Annotated in this window: 23 protein-coding genes; 16 read left to right on the top strand and 7 right to left on the bottom strand. The window is 41.9% G+C overall.

Going from position 1 to position 25,519, the window contains the following annotated elements:
* Positions 1-51: 51 nt before the first annotated feature.
* A complete protein-coding gene (locus H6G77_RS30150) occupies positions 52-1,101 on the bottom strand; it encodes an anti-sigma factor antagonist (protein WP_190591440.1) in 1,050 nt (349 codons plus the stop codon).
* A 285-nt stretch (positions 1,102-1,386) separates the two neighbouring features.
* On the opposite strand from H6G77_RS30150, the gene H6G77_RS30145 reads away from it, so the two are divergent.
* Entirely contained in the window at positions 1,387-2,184 is a 798-nt protein-coding gene (locus H6G77_RS30145; RefSeq protein ID WP_190591462.1) for a 7-carboxy-7-deazaguanine synthase QueE, read from the top strand.
* 177 nt (positions 2,185-2,361) lie between these two features.
* Complete coding sequence (locus H6G77_RS30140) at positions 2,362-3,855, top strand: esterase-like activity of phytase family protein (protein ID WP_190873540.1); 1,494 nt, start codon at positions 2,362-2,364, stop codon at positions 3,853-3,855.
* Between the two features lie 50 nt (positions 3,856-3,905).
* Here the strand turns inward: H6G77_RS30140 and H6G77_RS30135 are convergent, their stop codons facing one another.
* Together H6G77_RS30135 and H6G77_RS30130 are read right to left on the bottom strand one after the other, a co-directional pair.
* Positions 3,906-4,550, bottom strand: a complete 645-nt coding sequence (locus tag H6G77_RS30135) for a DUF3318 domain-containing protein (RefSeq protein ID WP_062287077.1) — start codon at positions 4,548-4,550, stop codon at positions 3,906-3,908.
* Between the two features lie 77 nt (positions 4,551-4,627).
* Complete coding sequence (locus H6G77_RS30130; protein ID WP_190591438.1) at positions 4,628-5,185, bottom strand: hypothetical protein; 558 nt, start codon at positions 5,183-5,185, stop codon at positions 4,628-4,630.
* A 501-nt stretch (positions 5,186-5,686) separates the two neighbouring features.
* Between H6G77_RS30130 and H6G77_RS30125 the strand changes: the two genes are divergently transcribed.
* The 3 genes from H6G77_RS30125 to H6G77_RS30115 all read left to right on the top strand — a co-directional run bounded on the left by H6G77_RS30125 (position 5,687) and on the right by H6G77_RS30115 (position 8,951).
* Positions 5,687-6,766 carry an amino acid ABC transporter substrate-binding protein gene (locus tag H6G77_RS30125; RefSeq protein WP_190873527.1) on the top strand — a complete coding sequence of 360 codons (1,080 nt, stop codon included), beginning with the start codon at positions 5,687-5,689 and terminating at the stop codon, positions 6,764-6,766.
* An 89-nt stretch (positions 6,767-6,855) separates the two neighbouring features.
* Positions 6,856-7,782: an amino acid ABC transporter permease gene (locus H6G77_RS30120; protein WP_190873526.1), complete on the top strand. Its 927-nt coding sequence runs from the start codon at positions 6,856-6,858 to the stop codon at positions 7,780-7,782.
* A 20-nt stretch (positions 7,783-7,802) separates the two neighbouring features.
* Complete coding sequence (locus H6G77_RS30115) at positions 7,803-8,951, top strand: amino acid ABC transporter permease (RefSeq protein ID WP_190873525.1); 1,149 nt, start codon at positions 7,803-7,805, stop codon at positions 8,949-8,951.
* Here the strand turns inward: H6G77_RS30115 and H6G77_RS30110 are convergent, their stop codons facing one another.
* The gene (locus H6G77_RS30110; RefSeq protein WP_190873524.1) at positions 8,952-9,857 is read right to left on the bottom strand and encodes a DUF4351 domain-containing protein; all 906 of its coding nucleotides are present in this window, start codon (positions 9,855-9,857) and stop codon (positions 8,952-8,954) included.
* Positions 9,858-10,142: 285 nt separating this feature from the next.
* Here H6G77_RS30110 and H6G77_RS30105 point away from each other — a divergent pair, with 285 nt between their 5' ends.
* Genes H6G77_RS30105 through H6G77_RS30095 form a run of 3 tightly spaced genes read left to right on the top strand, consistent with a single transcriptional unit; the run spans position 10,143 to position 11,938 of the window.
* On the top strand, positions 10,143-10,883 hold the full coding sequence (locus H6G77_RS30105; RefSeq protein ID WP_190591461.1) for an amino acid ABC transporter ATP-binding protein: 741 nt from the start codon (positions 10,143-10,145) through the stop codon (positions 10,881-10,883).
* An 18-nt stretch (positions 10,884-10,901) separates the two neighbouring features.
* Positions 10,902-11,405, top strand: a complete 504-nt coding sequence (locus H6G77_RS30100) for a DUF4365 domain-containing protein (RefSeq protein ID WP_190674944.1) — start codon at positions 10,902-10,904, stop codon at positions 11,403-11,405.
* Positions 11,402-11,938 carry a hypothetical protein gene (locus H6G77_RS30095; protein ID WP_190674942.1) on the top strand — a complete coding sequence of 179 codons (537 nt, stop codon included), beginning with the start codon at positions 11,402-11,404 and terminating at the stop codon, positions 11,936-11,938. The genes H6G77_RS30100 and H6G77_RS30095 overlap by 4 nt, the downstream gene beginning before the upstream one ends.
* Positions 11,939-12,078: 140 nt before the next feature.
* Here H6G77_RS30095 and dnaN read toward each other — a convergent pair whose 3' ends face one another.
* Both dnaN and dnaA read right to left on the bottom strand, forming a co-directional pair.
* The gene (dnaN, locus tag H6G77_RS30090) at positions 12,079-13,230 is read right to left on the bottom strand and encodes a DNA polymerase III subunit beta (protein ID WP_190591433.1); all 1,152 of its coding nucleotides are present in this window, start codon (positions 13,228-13,230) and stop codon (positions 12,079-12,081) included.
* Between the two features lie 417 nt (positions 13,231-13,647).
* Entirely contained in the window at positions 13,648-15,036 is a 1,389-nt protein-coding gene (gene dnaA / locus H6G77_RS30085) for a chromosomal replication initiator protein DnaA (RefSeq protein ID WP_190591432.1), read from the bottom strand.
* Positions 15,037-15,203: 167 nt separating this feature from the next.
* Between dnaA and H6G77_RS30080 the strand changes: the two genes are divergently transcribed.
* The 8 genes from H6G77_RS30080 (at position 15,204) to H6G77_RS30045 (ending at position 24,103) form a co-directional block, all read left to right on the top strand.
* Positions 15,204-16,442: an HhoA/HhoB/HtrA family serine endopeptidase gene (locus H6G77_RS30080; RefSeq protein ID WP_190591431.1), complete on the top strand. Its 1,239-nt coding sequence runs from the start codon at positions 15,204-15,206 to the stop codon at positions 16,440-16,442.
* 215 nt (positions 16,443-16,657) lie between these two features.
* Positions 16,658-17,191: a peptide deformylase gene (def, locus tag H6G77_RS30075; protein WP_190591430.1), complete on the top strand. Its 534-nt coding sequence runs from the start codon at positions 16,658-16,660 to the stop codon at positions 17,189-17,191.
* A 96-nt stretch (positions 17,192-17,287) separates the two neighbouring features.
* Positions 17,288-18,427 (top strand): HMA2 domain-containing protein, encoded by a 1,140-nt coding sequence (locus H6G77_RS30070; RefSeq protein ID WP_190873523.1) that lies wholly within the window; start codon positions 17,288-17,290, stop codon positions 18,425-18,427.
* 32 nt (positions 18,428-18,459) lie between these two features.
* Positions 18,460-19,302, top strand: coding sequence for an HMA2 domain-containing protein (locus H6G77_RS30065; RefSeq protein ID WP_190873522.1), 843 nt, complete (start codon positions 18,460-18,462; stop codon positions 19,300-19,302).
* A 192-nt stretch (positions 19,303-19,494) separates the two neighbouring features.
* Entirely contained in the window at positions 19,495-21,840 is a 2,346-nt protein-coding gene (locus H6G77_RS30060) for a heavy metal translocating P-type ATPase (RefSeq protein WP_190873521.1), read from the top strand.
* A 70-nt stretch (positions 21,841-21,910) separates the two neighbouring features.
* The gene (locus H6G77_RS30055; protein WP_190591426.1) at positions 21,911-22,216 is read left to right on the top strand and encodes a DUF5132 domain-containing protein; all 306 of its coding nucleotides are present in this window, start codon (positions 21,911-21,913) and stop codon (positions 22,214-22,216) included.
* A gap of 335 nt (positions 22,217-22,551) precedes the next feature.
* Positions 22,552-23,151 (top strand): HMA2 domain-containing protein, encoded by a 600-nt coding sequence (locus H6G77_RS30050; protein ID WP_190873520.1) that lies wholly within the window; start codon positions 22,552-22,554, stop codon positions 23,149-23,151.
* Between the two features lie 529 nt (positions 23,152-23,680).
* On the top strand, positions 23,681-24,103 hold the full coding sequence (locus tag H6G77_RS30045; RefSeq protein WP_190591424.1) for a rubrerythrin family protein: 423 nt from the start codon (positions 23,681-23,683) through the stop codon (positions 24,101-24,103).
* 150 nt (positions 24,104-24,253) lie between these two features.
* On the opposite strand, the gene H6G77_RS30040 is transcribed toward H6G77_RS30045, so the two are convergent.
* Positions 24,254-25,342: a HEAT repeat domain-containing protein gene (locus H6G77_RS30040; protein ID WP_190591423.1), complete on the bottom strand. Its 1,089-nt coding sequence runs from the start codon at positions 25,340-25,342 to the stop codon at positions 24,254-24,256.
* Positions 25,343-25,519: the final 177 nt, after the last annotated feature.

Here is a 25,519-nt window from a genome sequence, read left to right as displayed (position 1 = left end):
AGTCGGGTATCTGAATGAGTATATTGTGACAAATTTAAAATTAGATTTTTACTAAACAGCGCCACTCTTTTTGTCAAACAAAATAGCAACAGTTTTGAAAATTAACTTTAAATCGTATAGCAAACTCCAATTTTTTTGATATTGCAAATCCAGGCGAATCACATCTTCAAAACTTCGGACTGTAGACCGACCATTAACTTGCCATTCTCCAGTCATTCCTGGTTTTACGTCTAAACGTTGCCACTCTGGTACTTCATAACGTTCAACTTCATCCGGTGTTGGTGGTCTAGTACCTACTAAACTCATATCACCTTTGAGAACATTCCAAAATTGTGGCAATTCATCTAAACTTGTGCGCCGTAAAAATCGCCCGACTTTAGTAATTCTGGGGTCGTTGTCATTCTTAAAAAATGCGCCCTGCACTTGATTTTTGACTAAAGCTTTTTTGGCTTCCGCATCTACACACATAGAGCGAAATTTCCAAATTTTAAATCGCTTACCCATCCAGCCGCAGCGAGTTTGACTAAAGAAAATCGGGCCAGGATCATCAATTGTAATTGCAATGACAATCGGGATCAGCAAAATTCCTGTAATCACTAAACCCACTAGTGAACCAACTATATCAATCAAGCGTTTCATCCAAGAAGCTATAGAGGGATGAGTAGTAGGAAGTTGCTCTAGTTTACGAGAACTATTTTTAGAGACTTCTATATCATTTTCTGCTGCGATAAATGCGGCTTCGCCACTAGACTCCATCGGAAAAACTTGATCTAATCCTGTCAGAGTTAGTACCGCCATAACTTGGGGGGTAACATCTCGCAGAATGAGGGTAATTCCTCTTTCTTGAGCAATTTTGTAATTACTGACCAGAGCGCCTAAACCACTACTGTCCATAAAAATCGTCTGGTGAAAATCAACGATGATTTTCTTAAGGTGTGGGTTGGCGGCGATCAGGTCTTGGCAGGTTTGTTTAAAGCCGACTGCTTCTAGCACGCTTAACCGCGCCGATACCTGCACTATCGCCGTTTCATTGAGGGAAGTAACTGGGAAATTTACCTCTGTGGGTTGGCTAGTCATGAAGCTCTGCACTTTCGTTGCCATGTAAATTTAATCTGCCAAACATTATTTTGTCCTAGAAAATCACTGAACCTCAAATTTCAGGGGTAGGAACAAAGACTGATTTTTCGCTGTAGTTGGAGGGGTGAGGACGTTTTGAAAGCATAAGGCTAAGAAAAGTAATATTTTTACCTTCTGTTCCTTTTTGCTTTTGACTGTAGTTGTCTAGGTTTAGAGCCGAGATTGCCAAGGACGATTCACAATAGAACAAGAACACAAAAATGTACTTGTTTTGATATCGCCACGGCGCGATCGCTTTGCTACTATCCCATGACTGCTAACACTACAGAACCTACCGCACGACTGATTGAGGTCTTTTCTGCTATTCAAGGGGAAGGATTGAATGTCGGGACACGTCAAATTTTTATTCGCTTTGCTTTGTGTGACTTACGCTGTCATTTTTGCGATAGCTCCCACACATGGAATGCACCCACTACCTGTAAGGTAGAACGATCACCTGGATCACGAGAGTTTGAAATTCACTCTAATCCCGTCCCCTTAACCATATTACTCGACTGGATTAAACGTCAAAATCTACCGTTGCTACACGATAGCATTAGCCTGACTGGCGGTGAGCCGCTTTTACATGCCCCTTTTTTGTATGAATTTCTGCCCCAAGTGCGATCGCTTACTGGTTTACCAATATACCTAGAGACTGGGGGACATCGCCCAGAACAACTGGCGATGATTTTGCCTTACCTAGACTCTGTGGGTATGGATTGGAAACTGCCTAGCGTTAGCGGCGAGACTTATTGGCAAGAACATACAAAATTTCTCCAATTATGCCACAACAACCCATCTTTGGATGTTTTTGTCAAGATAATTATTTCGCAAAGTACCAATCCCGATGAGTTGCAAAAAACAGCTTTACTGATAGCAGATATCAATCCCAAAGTTCCTGTTTTTTTACAACCAGTCACCCCATTACCTACTTCTGAACAGTTCACTACTACACCCATACTCGCCCCGAATCCCGACCAAGTGCTGATGTGGCAAGCTTTAATGAAAAAGTTTGTGCCTCATGTCCGGGTTGTACCGCAAACTCATAAAATGCTCAATCAATTGTGAAGAAAAAGTGTTGAGTGCTAAGTGCTGAGTAGTATGAAACTTTGATGAAGATTTTCCCATGTCAAAACCGTATTCTATTAAGTAACCATGTGATATTCAATACCTTAATTTTTCGATAACCTTTCTTTAATCTAGAAGTCCAAAGCTGAAACCACTGTGTCTTTTTGCAAGGTGTACATGATTTCTGTCAAGCATTGGATTTCTGGATTCAGTTTTTCCCTGGTCACTGCCGTAGTTAGTATTACCGGATCGGCCACAACTGCTAGTGCAGTTTCTTTGGTTAATGGCATCACAATTCCCGGTGGTAGTACAGATTTATCTGCTTCTAGTACGAATAGCGCCAACACTAATCGCCTGGGATTTTTCTCTGACTTGTACTACGATCGCTCCAATAATGTGTACTATAGCCTGGCTGATCGCGGACCCGGTGGTGGTGTCATCAGCTACAATCCACGAGTGCAGAAATTTTCTTTAGATGTTGACCAAAATACAGGAAATATCAGTAATTTCCAGTTACTAGACACGATTATCTTCACCCAAAATGGTCAAAACTTTAACGGCTTAAATCCCGGAATCCTCAATGGAAATGCCAGCCTTCTTGGTCGCAGTTTTGACCCAGAAGGATTTGTGATCGCTCCGAATGGGAATTTCTACGTTTCTGATGAATATGGCCCCTCTGTCTACGAATTTAGCCCGACTGGTTCCTTTATCCGGGCATTTAACACCCCCAGCAATCTGATCCCCAGACAAAATGACAGCACAATTAACTATGTTGATGGTCGTCCTACAATTGCCACTGGTCGTCAAGACAATCGCGGCTTTGAAGGCGTAACCCTCAGCCCAGACGGTAGCCGCCTATTTGCGATGCTGCAAGACCCGTTAGTTAATGAAGGTTCTCCAGATGGGCGACGCAGCCGCAATTTAAGAATAGTTGAATTTGACACCAACACCGGGAATAGTACTGCTCAATACATCTATCAACTAGAAAGCTTGACAGATATTAATGCCCGTATCCCTGGAACAAATAATGATTTTGGAGCTAATTCTCAAGGGCGCAATATTGGTATTAGCTCCATCACAGCCTTGAACAATAACGAATTTTTAGTTTTGGAACGGGATAATCGCGGTGTGGGTGTGGAAGATCCCACAGGTGCGACTCCCGTTGCTAGTAAACGCATCTACAAAATTGATTTGACTGATGCAACCAACGTAGCTGATATTAGCTTGACAGGTATCAATGATTTACCTACTGAAATCACACCAGTCACTAAGATTTTGTTTGCCGATATTGCCGAACTCCTGAGAAATGCTGGACAAACTATTCCCGAAAAATTTGAAGGGTTGGCAATTGGGCCGCAACTTGCTGATGGTTCTTACGCCTTGATTGCCGGGACAGATAACGATTTCAGCGTGACTCAAAATGGACAGAATGTACAATTTGACGTGTGTACAGATGGGACTAACTTCTCTCAAGTCCCCATTGATAGCGGTTGTCCTACAGGACAGTCTTTAATTCCAACTTTTGTTTATGCCTTAAAAGCTAGTAGACAGGAATTAGCTGGATTTGTACCACCAAAAAAAGTTCCTGAACCAACCACAACGGCGGGACTCATCTTACTGGCTGCTAGTAGTTTATTTGTGAAGCGACAGTTTAAATCTTTACAAAAGTAAATAAATGCTGGTTTGGGTGGGTACTGCCCACCCAAGATAATTCTTTGTAGTTACAGTCCGCTATCTTCGGGAGTGCGAGATTTAGCTTTTGCCTTGTTGGCGCTGCGTTTGAGGGCAGAAAGTCGTGCTTCATAACGAGACCGTTGGCGTTTGCTGGGAGTAGTATCAATTAAGGTTTTCAAGGCACTACCGAGACTCTTGTAAGCATTGGGGAGACTGTAACCAAAACGAGTTGCTAGTGCGATCGCTTTTTCATCAGCATCCAGCAATTCTCGCATTTGCTTTTCGCCATTATTTTTTTGATAAAGTCGCCAACCAGAAACGCCACATAGAGCCAAGGCTAACACCAGCAACAATCCATCTTGTACCCACAATTCACCCACAGCACCGCCTAAACCAATAGCCAATGCTGCCATTTCCCAACCATCTTTGGGAATTGTGTCCATTTGAATGCGGGCAACTTCATGCCAGAACAGCAGATTACGCTGATCCATTGCGAGAGCATCCCATTTCACCAAGTCAATTTGAATTTCTACTTGGTCTTTACCAATTTCTTCGCTGCGGATCAGGGGTGGATTGACCTCAGTTGTGCCTTCAACTGTGACCCAGCTTTGCAATTCTGGTGGTAGTAAGCCTTTTAATCGCCGGAGTTCACTCATTTCTGCTTTGGCAGAGGAGGTTGCATAGGATGTCATAAAATCCAGCCCTAGAAAATTTCAGTATATAGAGAGGGTATCACTTTGGAGTATAGCTATTTAAGTGGTGATCCGCCTCAGTCACTTGGAAAAGTCCCCCGCTTTTTTCTGGCCTCCATCGCCTTTTCTAACAGTTCCAGTAATCCTGGTGCTTCTTCCTGAATCGTGAGTAACATTCTTTCGCCAATTTCCACGTTTCCAGGATCTTCCCCTGTAGCCATCACTTCTTTCAAGCGAGGGATAGCTATACTATCGACAATTTGAATTAATCCACTCAAACAACGTTGAAATTGCTTTTCTGTCAAAATCGAGTCTTCTAAGGGAAATTCAATAATTGCCCGGATTTCGCCATCAGATGGGTCATACTCCCATTGCAGCATTTTGGTTTCCCAAGAAATGGCTAACATCGTCTGGAGAATTGCCGCTTTGTAAGGGTGGTCTTGCACTCCAGCCAAAACTTGAGGCGCAAAAATGCGGAAAAACTTTCCCTCCTCATCTAGTTGAACAACTATCAGAAAATCTTCTAGGTTATCAGCTTCCACCCCTGTGATAATACGGTCTTCTTCATCATCAAAGCGGTAGTCCCAACCTAGTTTGTCTAAGTAACTGGCAATCTGTTCGAGATTTGCTCCCATAAAAGCCTCGTAAGAAATGGTGGAGCGGCTGTCACCAAAACTAGTGTAACCTGCTAGGGGTCTATGTTTAGGTTGATGTGGCGACTTCTGCTTGTTGAGAAGTATGCAATAAATTACTGCATAATTTCAGATTTTTTCGACTGATATGTCTAAATTCTATGAAATAAGAAAATTATGTTCGAGAAAGTACCCATAAGGACAAAATATTTCGCCATTTTTGTATCTCAAGAATCAGTATTTCAAGTAATAGTTAAAAATTCACATATCATGAGTAATAAAAAGCTAGATAAATTTCCAATTTTAAGTAAAAAATAGATGCTCAATTTCTTGAATAAGTCGGAAATCTAAAGCCTGATGCTCACCAAAATCAAATAAAACTGCTTGACAACCCAGATGCTAAAAAATCTCCAAAAAGTTTTATATTACAAGCATCGACTGATTTTTTACCAAAATATTGTAGTCGTCAACACATTTTTTAGGGTTTAATATTCACGAAAGTTTATGTGGAAATCAGCTTGGATTCTAGCGATCGCACCTTTAATCTTGACACTTGCTGCTTGTAGTGGAGAATCAGGACAAACCGCAAATACAACCACGACTCCTAGTGGTAGTCCTGCAACACAAGCAACTAGCAATCGTTGGAATACAATCAAAAGCCGTGGTCAATTGATTTGTGGTGTGAGTGGTGAAGTCCCAGGATTTAGTTTTGTAGGTACTGACGGTAAATACAGTGGGATTGATGTAGATATTTGCAGGGGTATAGCAGCAGCTTTGTTTGATAACCCAGATGCAGTAGAATTTCGCAATCTCAATGCTAAAGAGCGATTTACAGCCCTCCAAACGGGTGAAGTAGATGTCCTCAGTCGCAACACAACTTGGACACTCAGCCGTGATACCTCTGTAGGTTTAGAATTTGCGCCTGTTGTCTTTTATGACGGTCAAGCCATCATGGTTCGCAAAAATAGCAATATTAAGTCATTAGCAGACTTAAAAGACAAAGCAATTTGCGTGCAAACTGGTACAACCACTGAACAAAACTTAGCCGACCAGATGCGGAAACGCAGTATTACTTACAAACCCGTTGTGTTTGAAGATGTGAATGTTACCTTTGCAACCTACGCTGAAGGTCGTTGTGACGGAATTACAGCCGACCGTTCCGCTTTAGTGGCGCGGCGTTCACTCTTACCCAAACCAGAAGATAACGTCATTCTTGATGAAGTCATCTCCTCAGAACCTTTAGCACCAGCAGTCGCCAAAGGAGATACGAAGTGGGGTGATGTTGTCAAATGGGTGGTTTATTCCCTCGTCAAAGCTGAAGAATTGGGTATTACTTCTCAGAATGTCACGCAATTTGCCAGTAGTAATGATCCAGATATTAAACGCTTTTTAGGCACAGAAGGCAACTTAGGTGAAGGACTCGGCTTAACTAACGATTTCGCCGCTAGAGTCATTAAACACGTTGGTAATTACGCGGAAGTATACGATCGCAACCTCGGCCCCAAAACCAAACTCAACCTCGCCCGTGGTCAAAATCAACTCTGGTCAAAAGGCGGATTACTCTACTCCCCACCATTTAGATGAAGTGTGAAACTTCATCTAGCAATCCTAAATAATTGACAAACATCTCTCCCTTATCCCCCTTGTCTCCCTCACCTCCCCATACAAATTAAATGACCAATGACAAACCCCCCATTTGGCGTGATTATCGTTTTTGGCAAATCACTGCACAATTTGTTGCTGTATTTTTAGCAGCCATTTTAGTAATCATACTTTGGAGCAATCTGAGCCGTAATTTACAACAATTAGGTATTAAATTCGGATTTGATTTTCTCAAGCAGCAAGCATCTTTTGATATTGGTGAAACGCCAATTGCTTACAAAGCCACTGATACATATACCCGTGCTTTGTGGGTGGGATTAATTAACTCATTGCGGGTGGCGATCGCAGGCATTTTTTTCACGACAATTGTCGGCATAACTGCTGGGATAACTCGGTTATCTGATAACTGGTTAGTACGAAATATCAGCTTAATTTATGTAGAAATTTTTCGGAATACACCTTTACTATTGCAATTACTATTTTGGTACTTTGCTGTTTTTTTGAGTTTTCCTAAAGCAGACAATAAAATTTCTCTTTGGGGTTTTATCAGTCTCAGTCAAAATGGCATTGAATTACCTTGGTTGAGTTTTTCCCCAGAGTTTTCGGCTTTACTGTTAGGATTAATTTTTTACACAGGTGCGTTTATTGCAGAAATTGTCCGGGGTGGAATTCAATCAGTACCTAAAGGACAATGGGAGGCGGCGCGATCGCTTGGTTTCAAGCCAGGATTAGTAATGCGCTTGGTGGTTTTTCCCCAAGCCTTGCGGGTAATCATTCCGCCATTAACAAGTCAGTATCTGAATTTGACGAAAAATTCTAGTTTAGCGATCGCTATTGGTTATCCCGATATTTATTTTGTCGCTTCTACCACCTTTAATCAAACCGGGAGAGCCGTAGAAGTAATGTTGCTACTTATGCTCACTTATCTTACCTTGAGCTTGACTATCTCCATCATGATGAATTTGCTCAATCGTACCGTACAAATTCCAGAAAGATGAAAAAGATATAGAAAAAACACATGATAAATTCTCAATTAACTTGGCTGCGGAAAAACTTGTTTAACACTTGGTACAACAGCTTACTAACTGTTGTCTGTTTAGTATTTATATTTTGGGCATTACATAACGTAATAACTTGGACAACCACTCAAGCACAATGGGCAGTGATTCAAGTTAACTTGCGCTTATTCTTAGTCGGGAGGTTTCCCCAAACCCTATATTGGCGTGCTTGGATTGTTTTGGCGATCGCGTCTGTTTTATTCTCTATAACTAGCGGTGTTGTATTTAATAAACAAAATTTTAATAAGCTGGGATTTGCTATTTTTGCTTTTATTTATAGTGGATTATTAATTTTTCTGCCTTTGGATTTCACCTCGCGTATATGGTTACTATTTATTGGGGCATTAACATTAACAAGCTTTTGGCTGAGTCAAAAATTTTATAAAACTATAACTCCTTGGCTGTCTCCACTCTGGCTATTATCATTTCCGCTAATTATTTGGCTAATTGGTGGGGGATTGGGTTTACAAACTGTTCCTACAAATTTATGGAATGGTTTACTACTCACTGTTTTAATGGCAGTCGTGAGTATTATACTTTCGTTTCCTTTAGGGGTTTTATTAGCTTTAGGACGTACTAGTAATTTGCCTATTTTACGTTGGTTTTCTATTCTATATATAGAGATTGTGCGAGGATTACCACTAATCGGTATTTTATTTCTCGCTCAAGTCATGTTACCTTTATTTTTACCAACAGATTGGCGGTTAGATAGAGTCATTAGAGGAATTGCCGGATTAGTTTTATTCAGTGCGGCTTACATGGCAGAAAACGTCCGTGGCGGACTGCAAGCAATTCCTCGTGGGCAAATTGAAGCCGCTAAAGCATTAGGATTAAAAACACCATTGGTAATTTTATTAATTGTCCTTCCCCAAGCTTTACGAGCAGTTATTCCGGCAATTGTTGGACAATTTATTGGCTTATTTAAAGATACTTCGCTCTTATCTTTACTAGGTTTAGTAGAACTAACAGGTATTTCCCGTTCCATCTTGGCACAGCCACAATTTATCGGGCGCTATGCAGAAGTTTATTTATTTGTTGGGTTAATTTACTGGCTATTTTGCTATTCAATGTCGTTAGTCTCCCAACAGTTAGAGAGACAGTTTAATTAATTATTGCGCGGTATCACTTTCATCAGATAAGAAAGTCATAAATTCTGCCAAAGAACTGGCAGTAATAGCCGCATCCATGAGATTTTCTAACTGTTCTACACTCGCACTTTCCAAACTTGCGACTACTGAAGGTGAAATTTCGCCAAAGCGTCGTTGCAACACCCGTATTAATTGCCGTCGCGCACCTTGCTCTAAGCCTTGTTCTAAACCTCGCTCTAAACCTTGCTGAAGACCTAATACTTTACCTTCAGTTAAAATTTCTTCATACCAAGGTGATTCTCTTAATACTGTCATATCCCACCTCATAATTTGCTGTACTAAAGGTGTCTCTAACACAAAACTAGCAAAAAAAGCCAGCAATGATTCTAACTGGTTGAACTGGTCATCTGCTCGTAGTATTTGTAGTGCGCGTTGTACAACAGATGCTTCTCCTCCGCCTCGCAATATTGGCACGAATGGTAATAAAGATGGTATTGGTTGCTGAAACACAATCTCAGCGTCTACTTCCCACAAATTAATCACGCGATAGTCTTGGATAGCACGTAATCCAAAAAATTCTTGCTCGTAACTACTGACAACTGTTATTGTCGTTGGCGGTGGCAAGATGTTGATCAACACTGGATAAGTAGGCAGTTGGTAACGTTCCTCTGCTAAAGCCGCATAAGCCCTCATCCTTAAAGGCATTTTGGTTGTGTAGCGCAATTGCAATTCTGTGAGTACCAAAAAATCGCCACATGCCTCACTATATGCTTTTACAAGCACATCTGTTTCACGGCTAATCCACTGAAACTCAGAACCTAAAATTTCTTTTGCTATAACTTCTGGGCGCTGCGTTACCCATTTTACCCAAGCATCGGGAGCGAGACTAATTAATCGCTTACCACCTGTATCTGCTGGTTTTGACACCGAATTCTTTGTAACAGTACTAAGATTTAATAATACCATAACTTATGCACAAAGATGCTCTGTGGAGACTGGGTGTGGGGGTGAAAGGGTATAGGGTGCAAGGGTTTTGAATACGTACAACCCTACACCCTTTCACCCTTGCCCAAACCATTGATTTTTCATCTCACTCTGAATTATTAAATACATCAATTGCCAATTTTCAGAGCCGTTAATTTGCTACAATTTATCCAATATTTTTATTGACTAGATGTTATTAAAAATACAATTTAGGTAGAAAAAATCATGATGATAGATAAAGAATCAATTATTATTGCTGAGAATGTTCATAAATGGTATGGAAAATTTCATGTCCTCCAAGGTGTGAGTTTAACTGTTAACCGAGGAGAAGTATTAGTATTAATGGGGCCTTCTGGCTCAGGAAAATCAACTTTTATTCGCACATTCAATGCTTTAGAAGCATATCAACAAGGAAAAATTATTATTGATGGGATTATCCTGAGTAACGACTTGCGGAATATTGAAGCAATTCGGCAAGAAGTAGGAATGGTTTTTCAACAATTTAATTTGTTTCCCCACCTCACCGTATTGCAAAATATTACCTTAGCGCCAATTTGGGTACGTCGCTGGTCAAAAGCGAAAGCTGAAGAATTGGCAATGCAACTATTAGAAAGAGTAGGAATATTAGAACAAGCGCGGAAATATCCCGGACAGTTATCTGGTGGACAACAACAACGGGTGGCGATCGCGCGTGCATTAGCGATGCAGCCTAAAATTATGCTATTCGACGAACCCACCTCAGCTTTAGACCCAGAAATGGTACGCGAAGTATTAGATGTGATGCGTACTCTAGCCCGTGATGGTATGACGATGGTTGTAGTTACCCACGAAGTTGGATTCGCCCGTGAAGTTGCTGACCGAGTAATTCTCATGGATAGTGGTTCTCTTGTAGAGTCAGCAACACCCGATATCTTTTTTACCAACCCTCAAGAAGACAGAACTCGCCAATTTTTATCTCAAATTCTCTAGCATTAAAGTCTGTAAATAATGAGCCTCAGTACCCAAAAAGAAGATTTTAGTTACGCTTATGTGTATGCTGTCACGGCAACTGCTGGCTACTCTCTACAAGCTGCTACACGTAGGTTAGATGATAGCGGCATCGACGCTACAATCACCGTACCAGGAAAACTCAACTCCAAGCGTTTGCCTCGATTTGACGTACAAATTAAATCTACATCCCAAGATATTCTCAAAGAAACATTTATTAAATACAAACTCAGCACTAAAAATTATGACGAACTCAGAGAAGATGATCCCTTTGTGCCACAACTATTAATAGTTGTCTTAGTACCAGAAGCGGTTAGTGACTGGTTATCGCAAACCGAAGAATCTCTTTGTCTCAAACGTTGCGGTTACTGGTTATCGTTGCGTGGACAACCACCAGTTGACAACAAAACTTCCATCACTGTGGAAATTAAGCGCCAAAATATATTTAGTCCCGACGCACTCAAAACCATCATGTCACGCATTGCCGTTGGAGAATTCCTATGACAGCTATTTTCCCGGATGTAGAAAAATTTAAATATATCGACCCCCGACAAGTAGAAGCTTACTTAGTCGCGCATGGTTGGCAGCAACAGCAACGTCAGGGTGATAAAGCTGCTATTTGGACTTTAGATGGTTTTGAAATTTTACTTCCCCTCAAACCAGAAATTATCGATTTTTCCCGTCGTATGGCGGAGGTTGTTGAAACTCTCGCATTGGCAGAAACCAGAACACAACAGTCGGTTTGCGGTGAATTAATTACAAATGCACCCAACACCACTATTCAAGCAGTCGTCACGCACATTGCCACACCCAATGCAGATCATCTCAGTGGCGATATCACTATGTTGGGCATCGTAGTTGATAAACTGCGTCCCATCCACACTGAATTAGCTGACCGTGACTACATCCTGGCATTGAAAGCTTATCAAGAACGCCTGCCTGTTTACTGTACAGGTGACTTAATCAAGGAAAATGGTAGGTTCATTCTTAAAAATCCCCATCGCTTTAGCCTGGATGACACTGAAATGATGTTGTGATTTTCTAACGTCGTGACCAAAGTAGATTCATTATTTAAGATTACGGGTAAATCCAATAAATCTACGGTCAGCCTTTCAAAACACACCATCAACAGATATTAATGGAAGACAATTGCCCTCCTCCGCCCTCAGCAAATTCTTTAACTACGCATCTGCACCGGCATAGCTAAATAAGTCATCTTCAAACCTCCCAATGGTGTAAAAATGACTGGCGTGAGGTTTTGATTAATGTGCATTTGAATTTCTGAAGATGGCAAAGCTTTTAAACCTTCCATTAAATACTTCACATTAAAAGCAATTTCGATATCTTCGCCAGAGATTTCCGCAGGGATGGACTCTCGACCACTGCCCATTTCTTGAGCTTCACAAGATAAGGTTAATTCTTGGGCAGCATGATCAATGGTGAGTTTCACTATATTATTCTTTTGATCTGCTAGTACAGCAATGCGTTCTAAAGTACTTAAAAATTGTTTGCGGTCAACTGTAACTTGGCGCTCAAATTGGCGGGGAATGAGTTGGCGATATGCGGGATATTGCCCTTCTAAAGTCCGGCTAGTTAAGCGTTGATGTTGCCATTCAAAGATAACTTGACCTTGGTCTAAGTATAAGGCGATCGCATCATCCGCCGCATGATGCGCCAACATCCTTTCTAGTTCTCGTAAGGCTTTGCTGGGTACTGTCACCTCTAATTCACCACTTCCACCCAAAGGACGCTCGTTTGTTGTTTCTACCACTGCGAGGCGATGTCCATCAGTTGCACCAAATTCTAGGGTGTCTTGTTTCACACTTAAATGTACACCTGTGAGAACTTGCTTGGTTTCATCAGCACTAGTAGCAAATAATGAACCCCGCAGTCCTTCAATTAAGGCGGCGGCTGTTAAATTAATTGGTTCTGCATCTTCAATTATTGGGAGTTCGGGAAAATCCTCCGCACTCATGGCGCGTAATTGATAATAGCCGCTTTTGGGTGTGAGGGTGACAATTAAACCTTCACCAGTAGATGCTTCAGAAGCTTCATCATCTAAGGTAATTTCCCCTTCTGGCAAACGCGAGGTAATATCTAGCAAAAGTTTAGCAGGTATGGCGATCGCACCTCCTTGCCAAACTTCCGCACTAAAGCTCGTACGGATACCCAAACTCAAGTCAAAAGCCGTTAAACTAACTTGGTTTGTTTCTACATCCGCTTGTAAAAGTATATTCGCCAACACAGGATGATTCGGTCGTGAAGGTACAGCACGACTCACAAGGGAAAGGTTAGTGCTGAGGTCGCTTTGAGAACAAAGTAATTTCATAGGTGAGGAACTAGAGGCTCGGATAAAGAAAGGTAGATATGAGTATTTTTTACTTTAGTCAATATTCACATTTTCTAGCTATAGCAATCCTAAATGATTTATCAACATCTCTCCCTTGTCTACCCCCTCTTCCTTGTCTCCCTGGTCTTTGTTGTTCACGCCCCTAGCCTCTAACCTCTTAAATAAACAGTGTCAATACCTGTGGAAAACCTGTGGAAAACTTTTATGGTTTTTCCACAAGGTAATTATACTGGATAGAGTTTTCCACAGAATTGTCTGGTTTTTTCCACAGAAAAGAATTATTTTTCCACAGAGAGATTTAATTTTAATCGTTTTTTATACTTAACTTAATATTTGGAATTTATTACTTAACCATTTCGATCAGTAATTAGTTTGCAGGCTGTGGAAAACTCCAGATTAATTCTTGGATGATTTTTGTGAACGACTGCTCATATTAATCCGATCGCTTAGTTGACGAAGTGTGTTTCCTAAGTTGCGATCGCTTTCTTTGAGTTGGGTGATTTTCTCACAACTATACAACACCGTTGTATGATCTTTGCCACCAAACTCTTCCCCAATTCTCGGTAAACTCAAATCAGTGTGTTGACGCATTAAATACATCGCTATTTGCCTGGCCCAGCTAATTTCCCGCCGTCGGGAGTTACCTTTGAGGTCTTCAATTGACACATCAAAATTTGCCGCCACTGCGTTTAAAATAGCCTCTGGAGTCGCAGCAACTTTCTCACTTGGCGTTTCTAAAACTGGGGTAATATTTTCTACTGTCATTGGCAAACCCCAAATCGAAATATACGCTAAAGCCCTAATCAATGCTCCTTCCAATTCCCGAATATTAGATTTGTAGTTAGTTGCTATATACTCAATTACATCCTTGGGCAAACGGATATTTTCATACTCCGCCTTTTTTTGTAAAATTGCCATTCTCGTTTCTAAATCAGGCGGTTGAATATCAGCTATTAACCCCATAGAAAAGCGTGAAGATAACCGCTCTTGCAGTTGGGGAATTTGGTTTGGTGGACGGTCAGAAGCAATCACAACTTGTTTACCCGCTTCATGTAATGTATTAAAAGTATGGAAAAATTCTTCTTGAGTATATTCTTTACCTTCAAGAAACTGAATATCATCAACCAACAGCACATCAGCCGCCCGATAATGTTCTCGGAAACTCTGCATACTATCATTACGGATGGCTGTAATTAAGTCATTGGTGAATTGTTCAGTAGAAACGTAAAATATTTTAGAATTTGGGCAAATCTCCCAACGATAATGCCCGATCGCTTGCATTAGGTGAGTTTTGCCTAAACCAACTCCACCACATAAAAACAACGGATTAAACTCTCTACCTGGAGATTCAGCAACGGCTAGGGATGCTGCGTGCGCCATACGGTTATTCGCACCCACGACAAACCGCGAAAATACATATTTGGAATTTAATTCGGCGTTAGTCTGAGTTTTTTGCTTCAGGCTTTCTGAGACGAAATTAGCACTAGCAAATTCCTGGATAGCTTCTCGTGGTTCTATGGGCGCAACTTCATCACCTTGAGCGACGGTAATGTAAATTTCTACCGGATACCCCAAAATACTCTGCACGACATTGGCAATGGTATTGATGTAATACTTTTGTAACCAATTGCGAGCAAAGGGGTTGGGCGTAATAATCACCAAACAATTATTCTCAAACCGTTCCGCTTGGGCAGTTTTAATCCAAGTTTCAAAGGTAGGACGGGATAATTCTAGCTGTAGGCGATCTAGCACCTGAAACCACAGACTGTCAAGAGAAGTTTCCATCACATATCACCTTTGCTGCTAACCGCCAAAATAGAAGATATGAGCAAGCACCAATTTAGCATCCAGATACTCTAGACCTAAGCTAAACTTTGAGTTCTAATCATTTTGGGACTACCCAGTAGGCAATATCCTATCACCCACTGACCAACACGGAGAAGCAAAGACACATGAAGACAACAGTGCATAATATTGATAGCTGGGATTGGCTATTGAGCAAAATGGCTAAAAATGTGAAGTTAATGCTGCTCAGTGGGGTAGCAGTGGTGTCCTTGGGGGGCTGTGGCCTTCTACCAGGTAAAACCTTTGAAAATTCTGTCAATCAACCTGGAACTGTCGATAGCAAAACATCTAATTCTGAATCGGCGATCGCACTTTCACCGATTTCATCTGGTGATCCCAATTTTGTTGTCGGCGTTGTGAAAAATGTTGGCGGTGCAGTGGTACGAATCGACTCCGCCAGAACAATTACATCGCGCGTTCCCGACGAATTTAACGATCCTTTCTTTCGGCGGTATTTCCGGGATTCTCAACCCAGACAGCGCGTTGAACGGGGTAGTGGTTCAGGATTTATCATTAGTTCCTCTGGGCAGATTTTGACTAATTCCCATGTCGTTGACGGTGCTGATAAAGTAACCGTGACGCTTAAAGATGGCAGAACTTTTGATGGTCAAGTATTGGGAGAAGACCCGGTTACAGATGTCGCTGTGATTAAAATCGATGCCAATAACTTGCCAACTGTATCATTAGGTAATTCGGATGTTTTGCAACCAGGGGAAGCGGTAATTGCCATTGGTAATCCTTTGGGGTTAAACAATACTGTGACATCGGGGATTATTAGTGCAACAGATCGGTCTAGCAGTGATATTGGTGCTAGTGATAAGCGAGTTGACTATCTGCAAACAGACGCAGCGATTAATCCGGGGAATTCTGGCGGCCCGTTGCTGAATGCACGCGGTCAAGTGATTGGGATGAACACAGCAATTCTTCGCAACGCCCAAGGTTTGGGATTTGCTATTCCGATTAACACAGTCCAGAAAATTTCTCAAGAATTAATTACGAAAGGTCGGGTTGATCATCCTTATTTGGGTGTGCAGATGGTGTCACTCACACCAGAAATTAAAGACAGGATCAACGAGCGATTTGGCGATCGCATTACTCTGACGACAGATAAAGGTGTATTGTTAGTGCGGATTGTGCCTAACTCTCCGGCTGCGGAGGCGGGACTCAGACCAGGAGATGTGATTCAGCAAATTAATAACCAATCGGTTACTAAGCCAGAAGAAGTACAAAGAATCCTAGAGAAAAGCCAAATCGGTAATCCTTTATCAGTACAAATTGAGCGCAACGGACAAATTACCCAAGTCACCGTTAGTCCTGCACCTTTACCTGTGCAACGTGAAAACTAGTGAAAGTATGAAGTGTGTAGACACCCTTTGGGTGGCTTCCCGGAGGGTAGTCTGAAGTATGAAGTTCAGAACTTAATACTTTAGGTTAAAAAACTACATGCCATATATTAGTAAAGCTTATGTTTGCAAAAATTGACAATTCTAAATTGTCAATTTTTATTATTTTAGGTAGTTGTTTGATTAATGATCTGCTATTTACCAATGGAGTTTTTAAGATGGCTGACTTATTACCAATTATCCAGTTAGGCGACCCAGTGATTCGGCAAACCGCAGCTTGGGTTGATAACATTCATGATGAGAAAATTCAAAAATTAATTGATGATTTAATTGCCACAGTTTCTCAAGCAAATGGTGTGGGGATTGCTGCACCGCAAGTTGCCGAACAACAGCGTTTATTTATTGTCGCCTCTCGCCCCAATCCCAGGTATCCCAATGCTCCCACAATGGAACCTACAGCTATGATTAACCCTAGGATAGTGTCACATTCAACAGAAATTGTTAAGGGTTGGGAAGGTTGTTTATGTATCCCTGGCATTAGAGGATTAGTACCGAGATATCAAGCCATCGAAGTTGAATACTATGACCGCAACGGACAATTACAAAAACAAGAATTAACTGACTTTGTAGCGCGAATTTTTCAGCATGAGTATGATCATTTAGATGGGATTGTATTTATAGACCGTGTTGAAAGTACTCACGATATCATCACCGAGCAAGAATACCAAAAACGTGTGATTAACATTACTTAATCTAAAATAAATATTGAGGATGAGTTTACATACGGAATTTATGAGTTATATTTAACCTATTGTTAACCTTTGAGCCTTGGTGCAACTATCGAGTAAATGACAAAAACTCTCAGTAGCCGTGGAGTAAGTCCGCAAGAGGCTTTGTCTCCTGACTTAATCTCTACTCAGCGTCACAGTGATCAATTACAAGTAAATAGACATACTAGTTTGGCAACTGCAAAGTTAGAGACGCATTTACCAACTGGTTGCCTAGAAATTATCCATGCAACCCACGGTCGCATTCGTATCCGCGCTACTGACGGCAGTTTAAACGCAAGCTTAGAATTAGTATCCCAACATTTACAACAGTACAAAGGAGTCACAGAAGTTACGACAAACGGGCAATTAGGGAGTTTAGTCGTTAACTTTGACGAAAATGATTTGACATTACCTCAGATATTGGGAATACTAGAAAAACTGAATATTTACCCTTCCCCAAATTCGCCTCAATCAATGAGCAGCAAAGATCCCTTTGCAGTGTGGAAATCTCCAGACTTTTGGATGGAGCAAACTATTTCCTTTATTCCTCTGATGACTGGTTTAGCAGTTACAGGAGGTCTAGGGATTAGTGGATTTGCATCGATTCCAGTCTATATGATTACCGCAGATGCCACACGTCGGGTAATCGGCTATCTAGAACCGCAAATTGCTAAGTCAGACAGCAATAGCCAATCTGTAAAACCAAATACCACAACCAGACAACCGAAATTGACACAAACAGTAACTAAACCTGTTGCTGAACAAGTTAGGCAAGACGTAAAACCGTCAGCCAAGATTGCCTACACTGTAGTTCATCACATTCCGGGCAGAATTAGGTTTAATGTCAGCCGCATTGCCCAGGATCATGCTTATGCGAGACGGCTGGAAAGGTTATTGAAAAGCGATGCTTATGTAACTAACGTGCGGATGAATTGTGATGCAGCCTCAATTGCGATCGCATATCATCCAGGTGAAGTTGCTCTCAGCCATTGGGTAAAACTAATGGAATTAGCTTTGCAACCTCATCCTGCTGCACCTAGTGTTCAAATCGCAGCACCACAACAGCCGGAAAAACAAAATACTCAGATTGTTGTATCGGCTGATACAACAAAAACATCAGCAGAAAGTAACAATCTAAACATATCGAGTATTTGGGCTGAGATGAAGCCCGCAGCTATGTCTTTTTCTTTAGCCTATATGGCGAACTTTCCGTTGTAGATCGTTCCGTGAAGGAACACAGGAGGATGAAAATGGAGGGTTCTGTATCCTCATCGGCCTCGCAGCCTCCTGGGCATAGCCCCTGGAAAATAGCAGCCAAACCAAACCAAATCGCCCATCAACCATCTGCCAAGGTAGCTTATAGTATTACTGCGGCACTTCCCGGTATAGTCGCATTTTGCGTACCCCAGATTAATGATGATCCCCAATATTTGCAACGCCTCCAAGCGTTAATCAAAGAGCAAGAATGGGTGATTAATCAGCAAGTTAATCAAAAAGCGGGATCAGTCGTCATTGCCTACAAAACAGGGATGATGTCTGACTTTGAAATGCGCTCAAATTTAGCGAGTCTATTGCAGACTGCTGATACTGTTCAAGTAGAAGAGACAGAGAGCAAGGAAGCAGAGGTACAGCAGAGCAGAGGTGCAGAGGAAGAACAAACTACTCAGCACTTAGCACTCAGCGAGAAGTCCTGTGCGGAGATAACCCCCGTTGAGCAAACTTCGGTGACGCACAACTCAGCACTCAGCACTCACACTTCGACTCCGCTCAGTGTACAGCACTCAAAAATAGCCTATAATATCGTTCACGCCATACCTGGACGAATTAGGTTTCACATACCGCAAATATCGCGCGATCGCCATTATGTGCAACGCTTAGAGAACTTGCTCAAAGCAGATCCAGTGGTGACAAGTGAGCGCATCAATAAAGATGCAGCCTCATTGGTGATTACCTATAACACTGGAAAACTGCGAGACTCTCAAGAGCGAATACACAGTGTGGAAGCAGCAGCCAAAACATATTTAATTTGTTTGATTCAATCTGCCAACGAAGCAACGGCAGGTATCGCCGCCAACCCAACCAGCAGAATTTAACAACATATCAGTAAATTTTTTGCAGTAACTCACCAGTCTTCAGTGATTGGAGAGAGAAATTCGCTCTCAAATATAGCTACCAACTTGGTTGGAATGATTGATAAATCTAGATTCCAATCTAAGAGCCAAAATTTGGTATGAGAGCCGACTACCTTATAAATCCAGTCTTTCATCATTTTAGCGAGATCAGGAATGACACCATTGACAGCACAACTAGTATCGCCCGCAGTTCAAAAATCTTCGGAAATTGAAGTTAAAGAAGAGGTACCTTTGGGTGCGAAAGCTTACGAAACCGTTAGCCCAGTGATTTTAGCCCAACCAATTCACAAGTCTAACGGCAAAGCAACTCTTGCTAACTTCAATAGACGCACTCATCAGCCAGTTTCCAAGGTTGTCTATAACGTTGTCCATGCAGTTCCCGGAAGAATGCGGTTGCGTATCCCACAGTTGCGTGATAACACCGCATACATGCAGCGTCTACAAACTTTGTTGGAAGTTGATCCCCTGATTACCAGCGTCAGAATTAAACCTGCGGCGGCCTCGTTAGTTGTGACTTATAAAGCAAGTCAAGTCAACGATGCCAAAATGCGATCGCGTCTGAGTTGTCTGATTATGACAGCTAATGATGCCAATGTTGTGCTGTTGGATCAGAAAAAGCCTCTAAATCAGAAATCCCAAGAGGATGCAGAAGAAGGCACTTGGCCAGGTTTGCAACTGTCGATGGTAGCCACTGGACTAGCAGTATTAGGTGGGCCATTGGGGCTATCTGTACCGCCAGTCATGGTGGCTGGAACCATTGCTTTAGCAACATTACCTGTATTTCAACGAGCCATCGTTGGATTAGTAATGCAGCGAAGACTGACAATTGATGTCTTGGACTTCTTGGCAATTGTGATTACTACAGTCCAAGGTCAATTCCTGACACCTGCATTGATGCTGAGTTTAATTGAAATTGGCGAAAATATCCGCGATCGCACTGCCCGTTCTTCTAAAATGCAGACATTAGACTTGCTCAATTCTTTAGGGCAATTTGTCTGGGTAGAACGTGGTGGTGAAAAGATACAAGTCTCTATCAAAGAAGTCAAGAGTGGTGACACGGTAATTGTCTATCCTGGTGAACAAGTCCCGGTAGATGGCAGTATTCTGCGGGGTAAAGCCTTACTAGATGAGCAGAAACTGACTGGTGAATCAGTCCCAGTCTTAAAAACTCAAGGACAACCTGTATTTGCTTCCACATTGGTAAGAGAAGGCAGTATCTATATCTTGGCAGAACGGGTAGGTAACGATACCCGCGCCGGACAAAGCATCAAACTCATGGAAGAAGCCCCCGTCCATGACACAAGGATGGAAAACTGCGCCATTAAAATTGCCGAAAAAGCAGTCCTACCCACCTTATTACTAGGTGCAGGCGTATTTGCAATTACTCGTAACGCCGCCAGAGCCGCCAGCGTCCTCACCCTGGATTTTGCTACGGGGATCAGAGTCTCTGTGCCGACAACAGTCTTGGCAGCTTTGACTTATGCCGCCCGCCACGGTATTCTCATCCGTAGTGGTCGCGCCTTAGAACAACTGGCAGAAGTTGATACCATCGTTTTTGATAAGACCGGTACTTTAACTAAGGGCGAAGTTGCGGTTATTGGTGTTGACAGTTTCAATCCTGAAGTTGACAGTGATAGAGTTTTAGCGATCGCCGCCGCCGCCGAGCAACGGTTAACACATCCAGTTGCGGAGGCTGTCATTCGTTATGCCGAAGCTCAAAAAGTTGTGATTCCTAGCCGTAGCAAGTGGAATTACAAACTTGGTTTAGGTGTGGAAGCAGAAATTTATGGCGAGGTTGTGTATGTTGGTAGCGAACGCTTCTTGCGTCAACAAGGCGTAAACATGGAAGCCCTCAACAACGTTAACCGCGTTAATTCTGTGATTTATGTGGCGAGTAATGGGCAACTTCTCGGTAGAATAAGATATAGTGATATTCTGCGTCCTGAAACACGAGAAGTAATTAACCACCTGTTGAGAGTCGAAGGTGTAGAAGTTCACATGCTCACCGGCGACAACCAACGCACAGCTAAAGCTGTAGCGGCAGAACTCGGAATTGCCCCAGCCAATACCCACGCAGAAGCATTCCCCGAACAAAAAGCTGCCGTTGTTCGTGAACTGCACGAACAAGGTAAAACAGTTGCCTTTGTGGGAGATGGAATTAACGACTCCCCAGCTTTAGCATTTGCCGATGTTTCTATATCCTTTGCTCACGGTTCCGAAATTGCTCGTGAGACAGCAGACGTAGTGCTGATGGAAAACGACTTACGTGGAATTTTAGAAGCGATCGCCCTAGCACGCAACGCCAAAAAGTTAATTCGCCAAAATACAAGTATTGTTGCTATTCCTAATATTGCAGCAATGGCGATCGCAGTGCTATTTGGACTAAACCCCCTAGGTGCAACGGTAGTTAACAATGGTTCAACAATCGTTGCAGGCGTTAACGGCTTGCGTCCAATTCTTAAAAATTCCCCAAAGAAAGCTCTACCATCAGCAAGATGAGATCAGACCTTGGGTAGATTAAGCTAGATAGCTTTCTAACAATTTTTCAATTTAACTGGAGATACTAACTATGCCGAAAATTACTGATTTTGTTGAAGATGCTGGCGCTCCTGGAATTATAGCTGGTATCGGTGCAGTTCTACTCGCACCCGTCCTGATTCCTGTTGTCGCCGGCATTGGTAAACCCATTGCTAAAAGCATCATCAAAGGCGGAATTGTCGCTTACGAAAAAAGCAAAGGCGCATTTGCAGAACTAGGCGAAACCTGGGAAGACATCGTAGCTGAAGCCAAAGCCGAACTCGCTGAAGACAGAGAAACCCCATTATTTGAAGCTGCGGCGACCCCAGTGGACAGCGCATCTGATAATGGTGCATAAGCTAGTAGTTCACCAACCCAATATTGTTGTGTAGACCCAGCAAGGGAGCAGGGGAGCAGGGGAAAATGAAGGTACTCTCTCCCCTGCCCCTCTGCCCCGAAGCCCCTCTGCTGTCCACCACGCAAAGTTCTGTTGGCAGACTACTAGGCTGTGTTTTGGAAAGGATGAAGAATCAAGTTGCAGACTCAATACTTCAAACTTTCCTATTCATCAGATATGGCAGTTCTTAATCGTTACTAAATCAAAAGATCCCCGACTTCTTAAAGAAGTCGGGGATCTGAGCAACATAATTTATCAACCAAATAGGATTCAAAGTATTACTCAGGAGGGTGGATGTGTTTACAAATAATCATGGTAATGTCACTATGATGCCGAAAGTTGTGGAGGCAAATACCTTGAACACGCCATCCCAGCCTATCTCGACCAAAATCATCAGCGATACCCCAGGCAGACTACGCTTAAGAATAGCCCCATCTCATCGCCACACTGGGGAAATGCAACGCATTGTCAAGATGTTGAATGCTCAACCCAACATCAGTCAGGTAAATACTAATATCCAAAATGGTAGTATCGTCATTCATCACGATCGCAACAATCAAAGCTGGCAAAATGTCTTAGCTACACTCAAAGATATTGGCATCATTTTCGCTGATGTTACCACCGGTAGCGAAAGCCACTCCGAAGCAGCAGCTACAGTCGCTAATGCGGTTTTTGACTTAAACGAACAAGTCGAAAAATCCACAAATGGCGTAGTTGATTTACGCTTTATCTTTCCTTTAGCGTTGGGATGTTTATCGGTGAGACAGTTGCTAGTTAAAGGTTTGCAACTAGAAATTATCCCTTGGTATGTTTTGGCATGGTACGCCTTTGATAGTTTCATCAAACTGCATGGAGTCAAAAAACCAGAACCCATCACTGTGTCTGAGAAACAGTAAAAATAAATTGGCGTTGCATAAATGCGGGATGAACTGTTTCACGCAGAGGCGCAAAGGTGCAGAGAAATTGAGGACTTACGCAACTGGCAGATTTTTTCTGTAGGGTGTGTGACGCAACGAGAAGATTTGAACGTAGTTAGATTTATAGCGTCACGCACCAACCGCCAATTGTGACGCTTACGTAAGTCATGAACTTATCTCGGTGGATATCCTAAAGCAGTCGCGTAACCTGATTTTAGTTGCTGATCTGCACCGAGTAGACCTTTCCTCGTTGCCACCTCTTCGCTTATCTTAAATGTCTCAATAATTTCCTTAACTGTCTTAACTGACCTTGTGTTCTGATAAGAACTTTGAAATATTAAAAGCATGAAGTGTATAGGAAGCGCACTTCATACAGCTTCCACCAAAGCATTTATCAAACTAGAAGCTTAAAGCAGGCAACTAACTATTTATGCTGCTGCAATAGTATTCTGTACTGGATTAATGTCTTGTGGCAAATCAATCATAAAAACACAAGGAGGAGTTTTCTATGACTAATATTAAAAGTAGTAAAACCTACGAAAATTTAAAGAACGCTTTTGCTATAGCGTATCTAGAAAATAAATTTTATTTAGATTTTGCTAGAGTTGCTGATGAGGAAGGTCATCCTGACATAGCTGGGATATATAAAGATACCGCAGAGAAGAAAATCAGCCATGCTCTCGGTCATTTAGATTACGTAAAGTCTGTTGGTGCGCCCTTAACTAACTTGCCAACTGGTAGAACTGAGGACAACCTTAAATTTGCTGTAGATGAAGAGACAAGTAACTACACAGAGTTGTATCCTTACTTTGCCAAGATTGCTCGTGAAGAAGGGTTCAACGACATCGCGGAATGGTTCGAGACGGTAGCTAAAGCTACCAGATCAAATGCTGGACGTTTTCAGAAGGGTTTAGACTCACTGAACTTCTAACTTGTATTTGATAGTAACCGTTCAGAGGTGCGCCCCTTTCCAGCATTAATTATCTGTTGAGCGTATGTTTTTTCATACTTTTGCGTAAGTCCTAGAATATAATCATATCCCCAGCTTTTTCAAAAAAGTCGGGGATATTGTCAATTCAGATTATCTATTCCTGCTTGCTGCTTGCAGAGCATTAATAGCTAAACTCACCCCAGCTTTTTCGTTGTTATAAAAATGGTTTTGTGGGTTTTGTAAAATTTGCTGAATTGTTTGCAACTCATCTATGGCATTCAAGTCAGATGCAGTGAAAAAATTCGCTCTGGATTTTTCTTGAAGATTTGTAACTATTCTTACAACTGCTCTAGCAGCTTTGCTACGCACTGTCCAATCTGGGTCTTGCAAACCTTGGATTAAATAAGGCAAAGTTGCACTAGTATCTGTACTGATACTACCAATAGTCTCCAAAGCTAACGCTCTTACTGATGGTTCGCCGTGTTTTAAGGCTCTCCCAAGATTTGGAAGAATAGGAGTAACTTCAGTACTGATGTTATTTAAGTTTTCCGCAGTCACAAGGCGAGTTTGAGGATCATTCGTATTGCTGAGATTGGAAATTAAGCGAGATACGATAAAAGCAGATTTAGTATTTAACTTGACTAAAGATGTCGCTGCACTAAAACGCACCGAAAAGTCAGAATCTTGCAGCGCATCAACCAGATAACTGGAAAACTTAGCAGCTTCAATCACCGTATTTGCGCCATTAGAATCACCAGTATCTTCAGCAACAATATTACCAATAGCTCTGGCTGCACTACTACGGACAAACCAATTTGGGTCTTGCAGAGTCTTGACTAAAGTAGGTAAAGCATCTTTAACTAATAAACCACCTTTTTGAGACAACACTAAAGCTGCACCACTGCGTACTCGCCAATCAGGGTTTACCAAGGCCAGCTTGAGTTTATCTAATGTTTCACTGCTAAACTCTCTGTCGCTAACATTGCCTAAAGCTGTAACAATATTCAGTTGTTCTAATAAATCTTCGTTGCTCAAACCTTGGATTAACTGATCCACTCTCTCACTATTGGGAGTCTGTGCCAAAGTTTGATTACTTATACTACTGACAATTAAAGGTGATACAAAAGTCAACACACTTACGGCTACGCGATGTGCTAACAACCAATTAGGAACTTTAGCCCAGAAGTTGAAATCAATGTGTTTTGCCATAAAAGGTACTTCTGTATACAGGAATGCCATTTTGTCTCCTCAGTATTTTATATTACCACTCAAAATCTTGATGGACAAATACATTTAGGACTTACAATACCTTCGCCAAAATAAGAGGATGAAGAGAGAGGGCTGATGTAGTAGAGTTATTGTCTTCCCAAACGACAACTCAAAAGCCACAACAAGCCCATGCCCGATATCTTATCA

Source organism: Aulosira sp. FACHB-615 (assembly GCF_014698045.1).
In the GTDB taxonomy this organism is placed as follows: Bacteria; Cyanobacteriota; Cyanobacteriia; order Cyanobacteriales; family Nostocaceae; genus Nostoc_B.
This window is presented reverse-complemented; position numbering and strand designations above follow the sequence as displayed.

What these genes read in the sequence shown, in the direction of transcription:
- H6G77_RS30130 (WP_190591438.1), bottom strand. Translation starts at nt 5,185, where the DNA reads ATGGGAGCAAATCTCGAACAGATTGCCAGTTACTTAGACAAACTAGGT.
- H6G77_RS30150 (WP_190591440.1), bottom strand. Translation starts at nt 1,101, where the DNA reads ATGGCAACGAAAGTGCAGAGCTTCATGACTAGCCAACCCACAGAGGTA.
- dnaN (WP_190591433.1), bottom strand. Translation starts at nt 13,230, where the DNA reads ATGAAATTACTTTGTTCTCAAAGCGACCTCAGCACTAACCTTTCCCTT.
- H6G77_RS30055 (WP_190591426.1), top strand. Translation starts at nt 21,911, where the DNA reads ATGCCGAAAATTACTGATTTTGTTGAAGATGCTGGCGCTCCTGGAATT.
- H6G77_RS30140 (WP_190873540.1), top strand. Translation starts at nt 2,362, where the DNA reads ATGATTTCTGTCAAGCATTGGATTTCTGGATTCAGTTTTTCCCTGGTC.
- H6G77_RS30115 (WP_190873525.1), top strand. Translation starts at nt 7,803, where the DNA reads ATGATAAATTCTCAATTAACTTGGCTGCGGAAAAACTTGTTTAACACT.
- H6G77_RS30080 (WP_190591431.1), top strand. Translation starts at nt 15,204, where the DNA reads ATGAAGACAACAGTGCATAATATTGATAGCTGGGATTGGCTATTGAGC.
- H6G77_RS30095 (WP_190674942.1), top strand. Translation starts at nt 11,402, where the DNA reads ATGACAGCTATTTTCCCGGATGTAGAAAAATTTAAATATATCGACCCC.
- H6G77_RS30135 (WP_062287077.1), bottom strand. Translation starts at nt 4,550, where the DNA reads ATGACATCCTATGCAACCTCCTCTGCCAAAGCAGAAATGAGTGAACTC.
- H6G77_RS30040 (WP_190591423.1), bottom strand. Translation starts at nt 25,342, where the DNA reads ATGGCATTCCTGTATACAGAAGTACCTTTTATGGCAAAACACATTGAT.
- H6G77_RS30125 (WP_190873527.1), top strand. Translation starts at nt 5,687, where the DNA reads ATGTGGAAATCAGCTTGGATTCTAGCGATCGCACCTTTAATCTTGACA.
- dnaA (WP_190591432.1), bottom strand. Translation starts at nt 15,036, where the DNA reads ATGGAAACTTCTCTTGACAGTCTGTGGTTTCAGGTGCTAGATCGCCTA.
- H6G77_RS30070 (WP_190873523.1), top strand. Translation starts at nt 17,288, where the DNA reads ATGACAAAAACTCTCAGTAGCCGTGGAGTAAGTCCGCAAGAGGCTTTG.
- H6G77_RS30120 (WP_190873526.1), top strand. Translation starts at nt 6,856, where the DNA reads ATGACCAATGACAAACCCCCCATTTGGCGTGATTATCGTTTTTGGCAA.
- def (WP_190591430.1), top strand. Translation starts at nt 16,658, where the DNA reads ATGGCTGACTTATTACCAATTATCCAGTTAGGCGACCCAGTGATTCGG.
- H6G77_RS30100 (WP_190674944.1), top strand. Translation starts at nt 10,902, where the DNA reads ATGAGCCTCAGTACCCAAAAAGAAGATTTTAGTTACGCTTATGTGTAT.
- H6G77_RS30145 (WP_190591462.1), top strand. Translation starts at nt 1,387, where the DNA reads ATGACTGCTAACACTACAGAACCTACCGCACGACTGATTGAGGTCTTT.
- H6G77_RS30045 (WP_190591424.1), top strand. Translation starts at nt 23,681, where the DNA reads ATGACTAATATTAAAAGTAGTAAAACCTACGAAAATTTAAAGAACGCT.
- H6G77_RS30105 (WP_190591461.1), top strand. Translation starts at nt 10,143, where the DNA reads ATGATAGATAAAGAATCAATTATTATTGCTGAGAATGTTCATAAATGG.
- H6G77_RS30065 (WP_190873522.1), top strand. Translation starts at nt 18,460, where the DNA reads ATGGAGGGTTCTGTATCCTCATCGGCCTCGCAGCCTCCTGGGCATAGC.
- H6G77_RS30060 (WP_190873521.1), top strand. Translation starts at nt 19,495, where the DNA reads ATGACACCATTGACAGCACAACTAGTATCGCCCGCAGTTCAAAAATCT.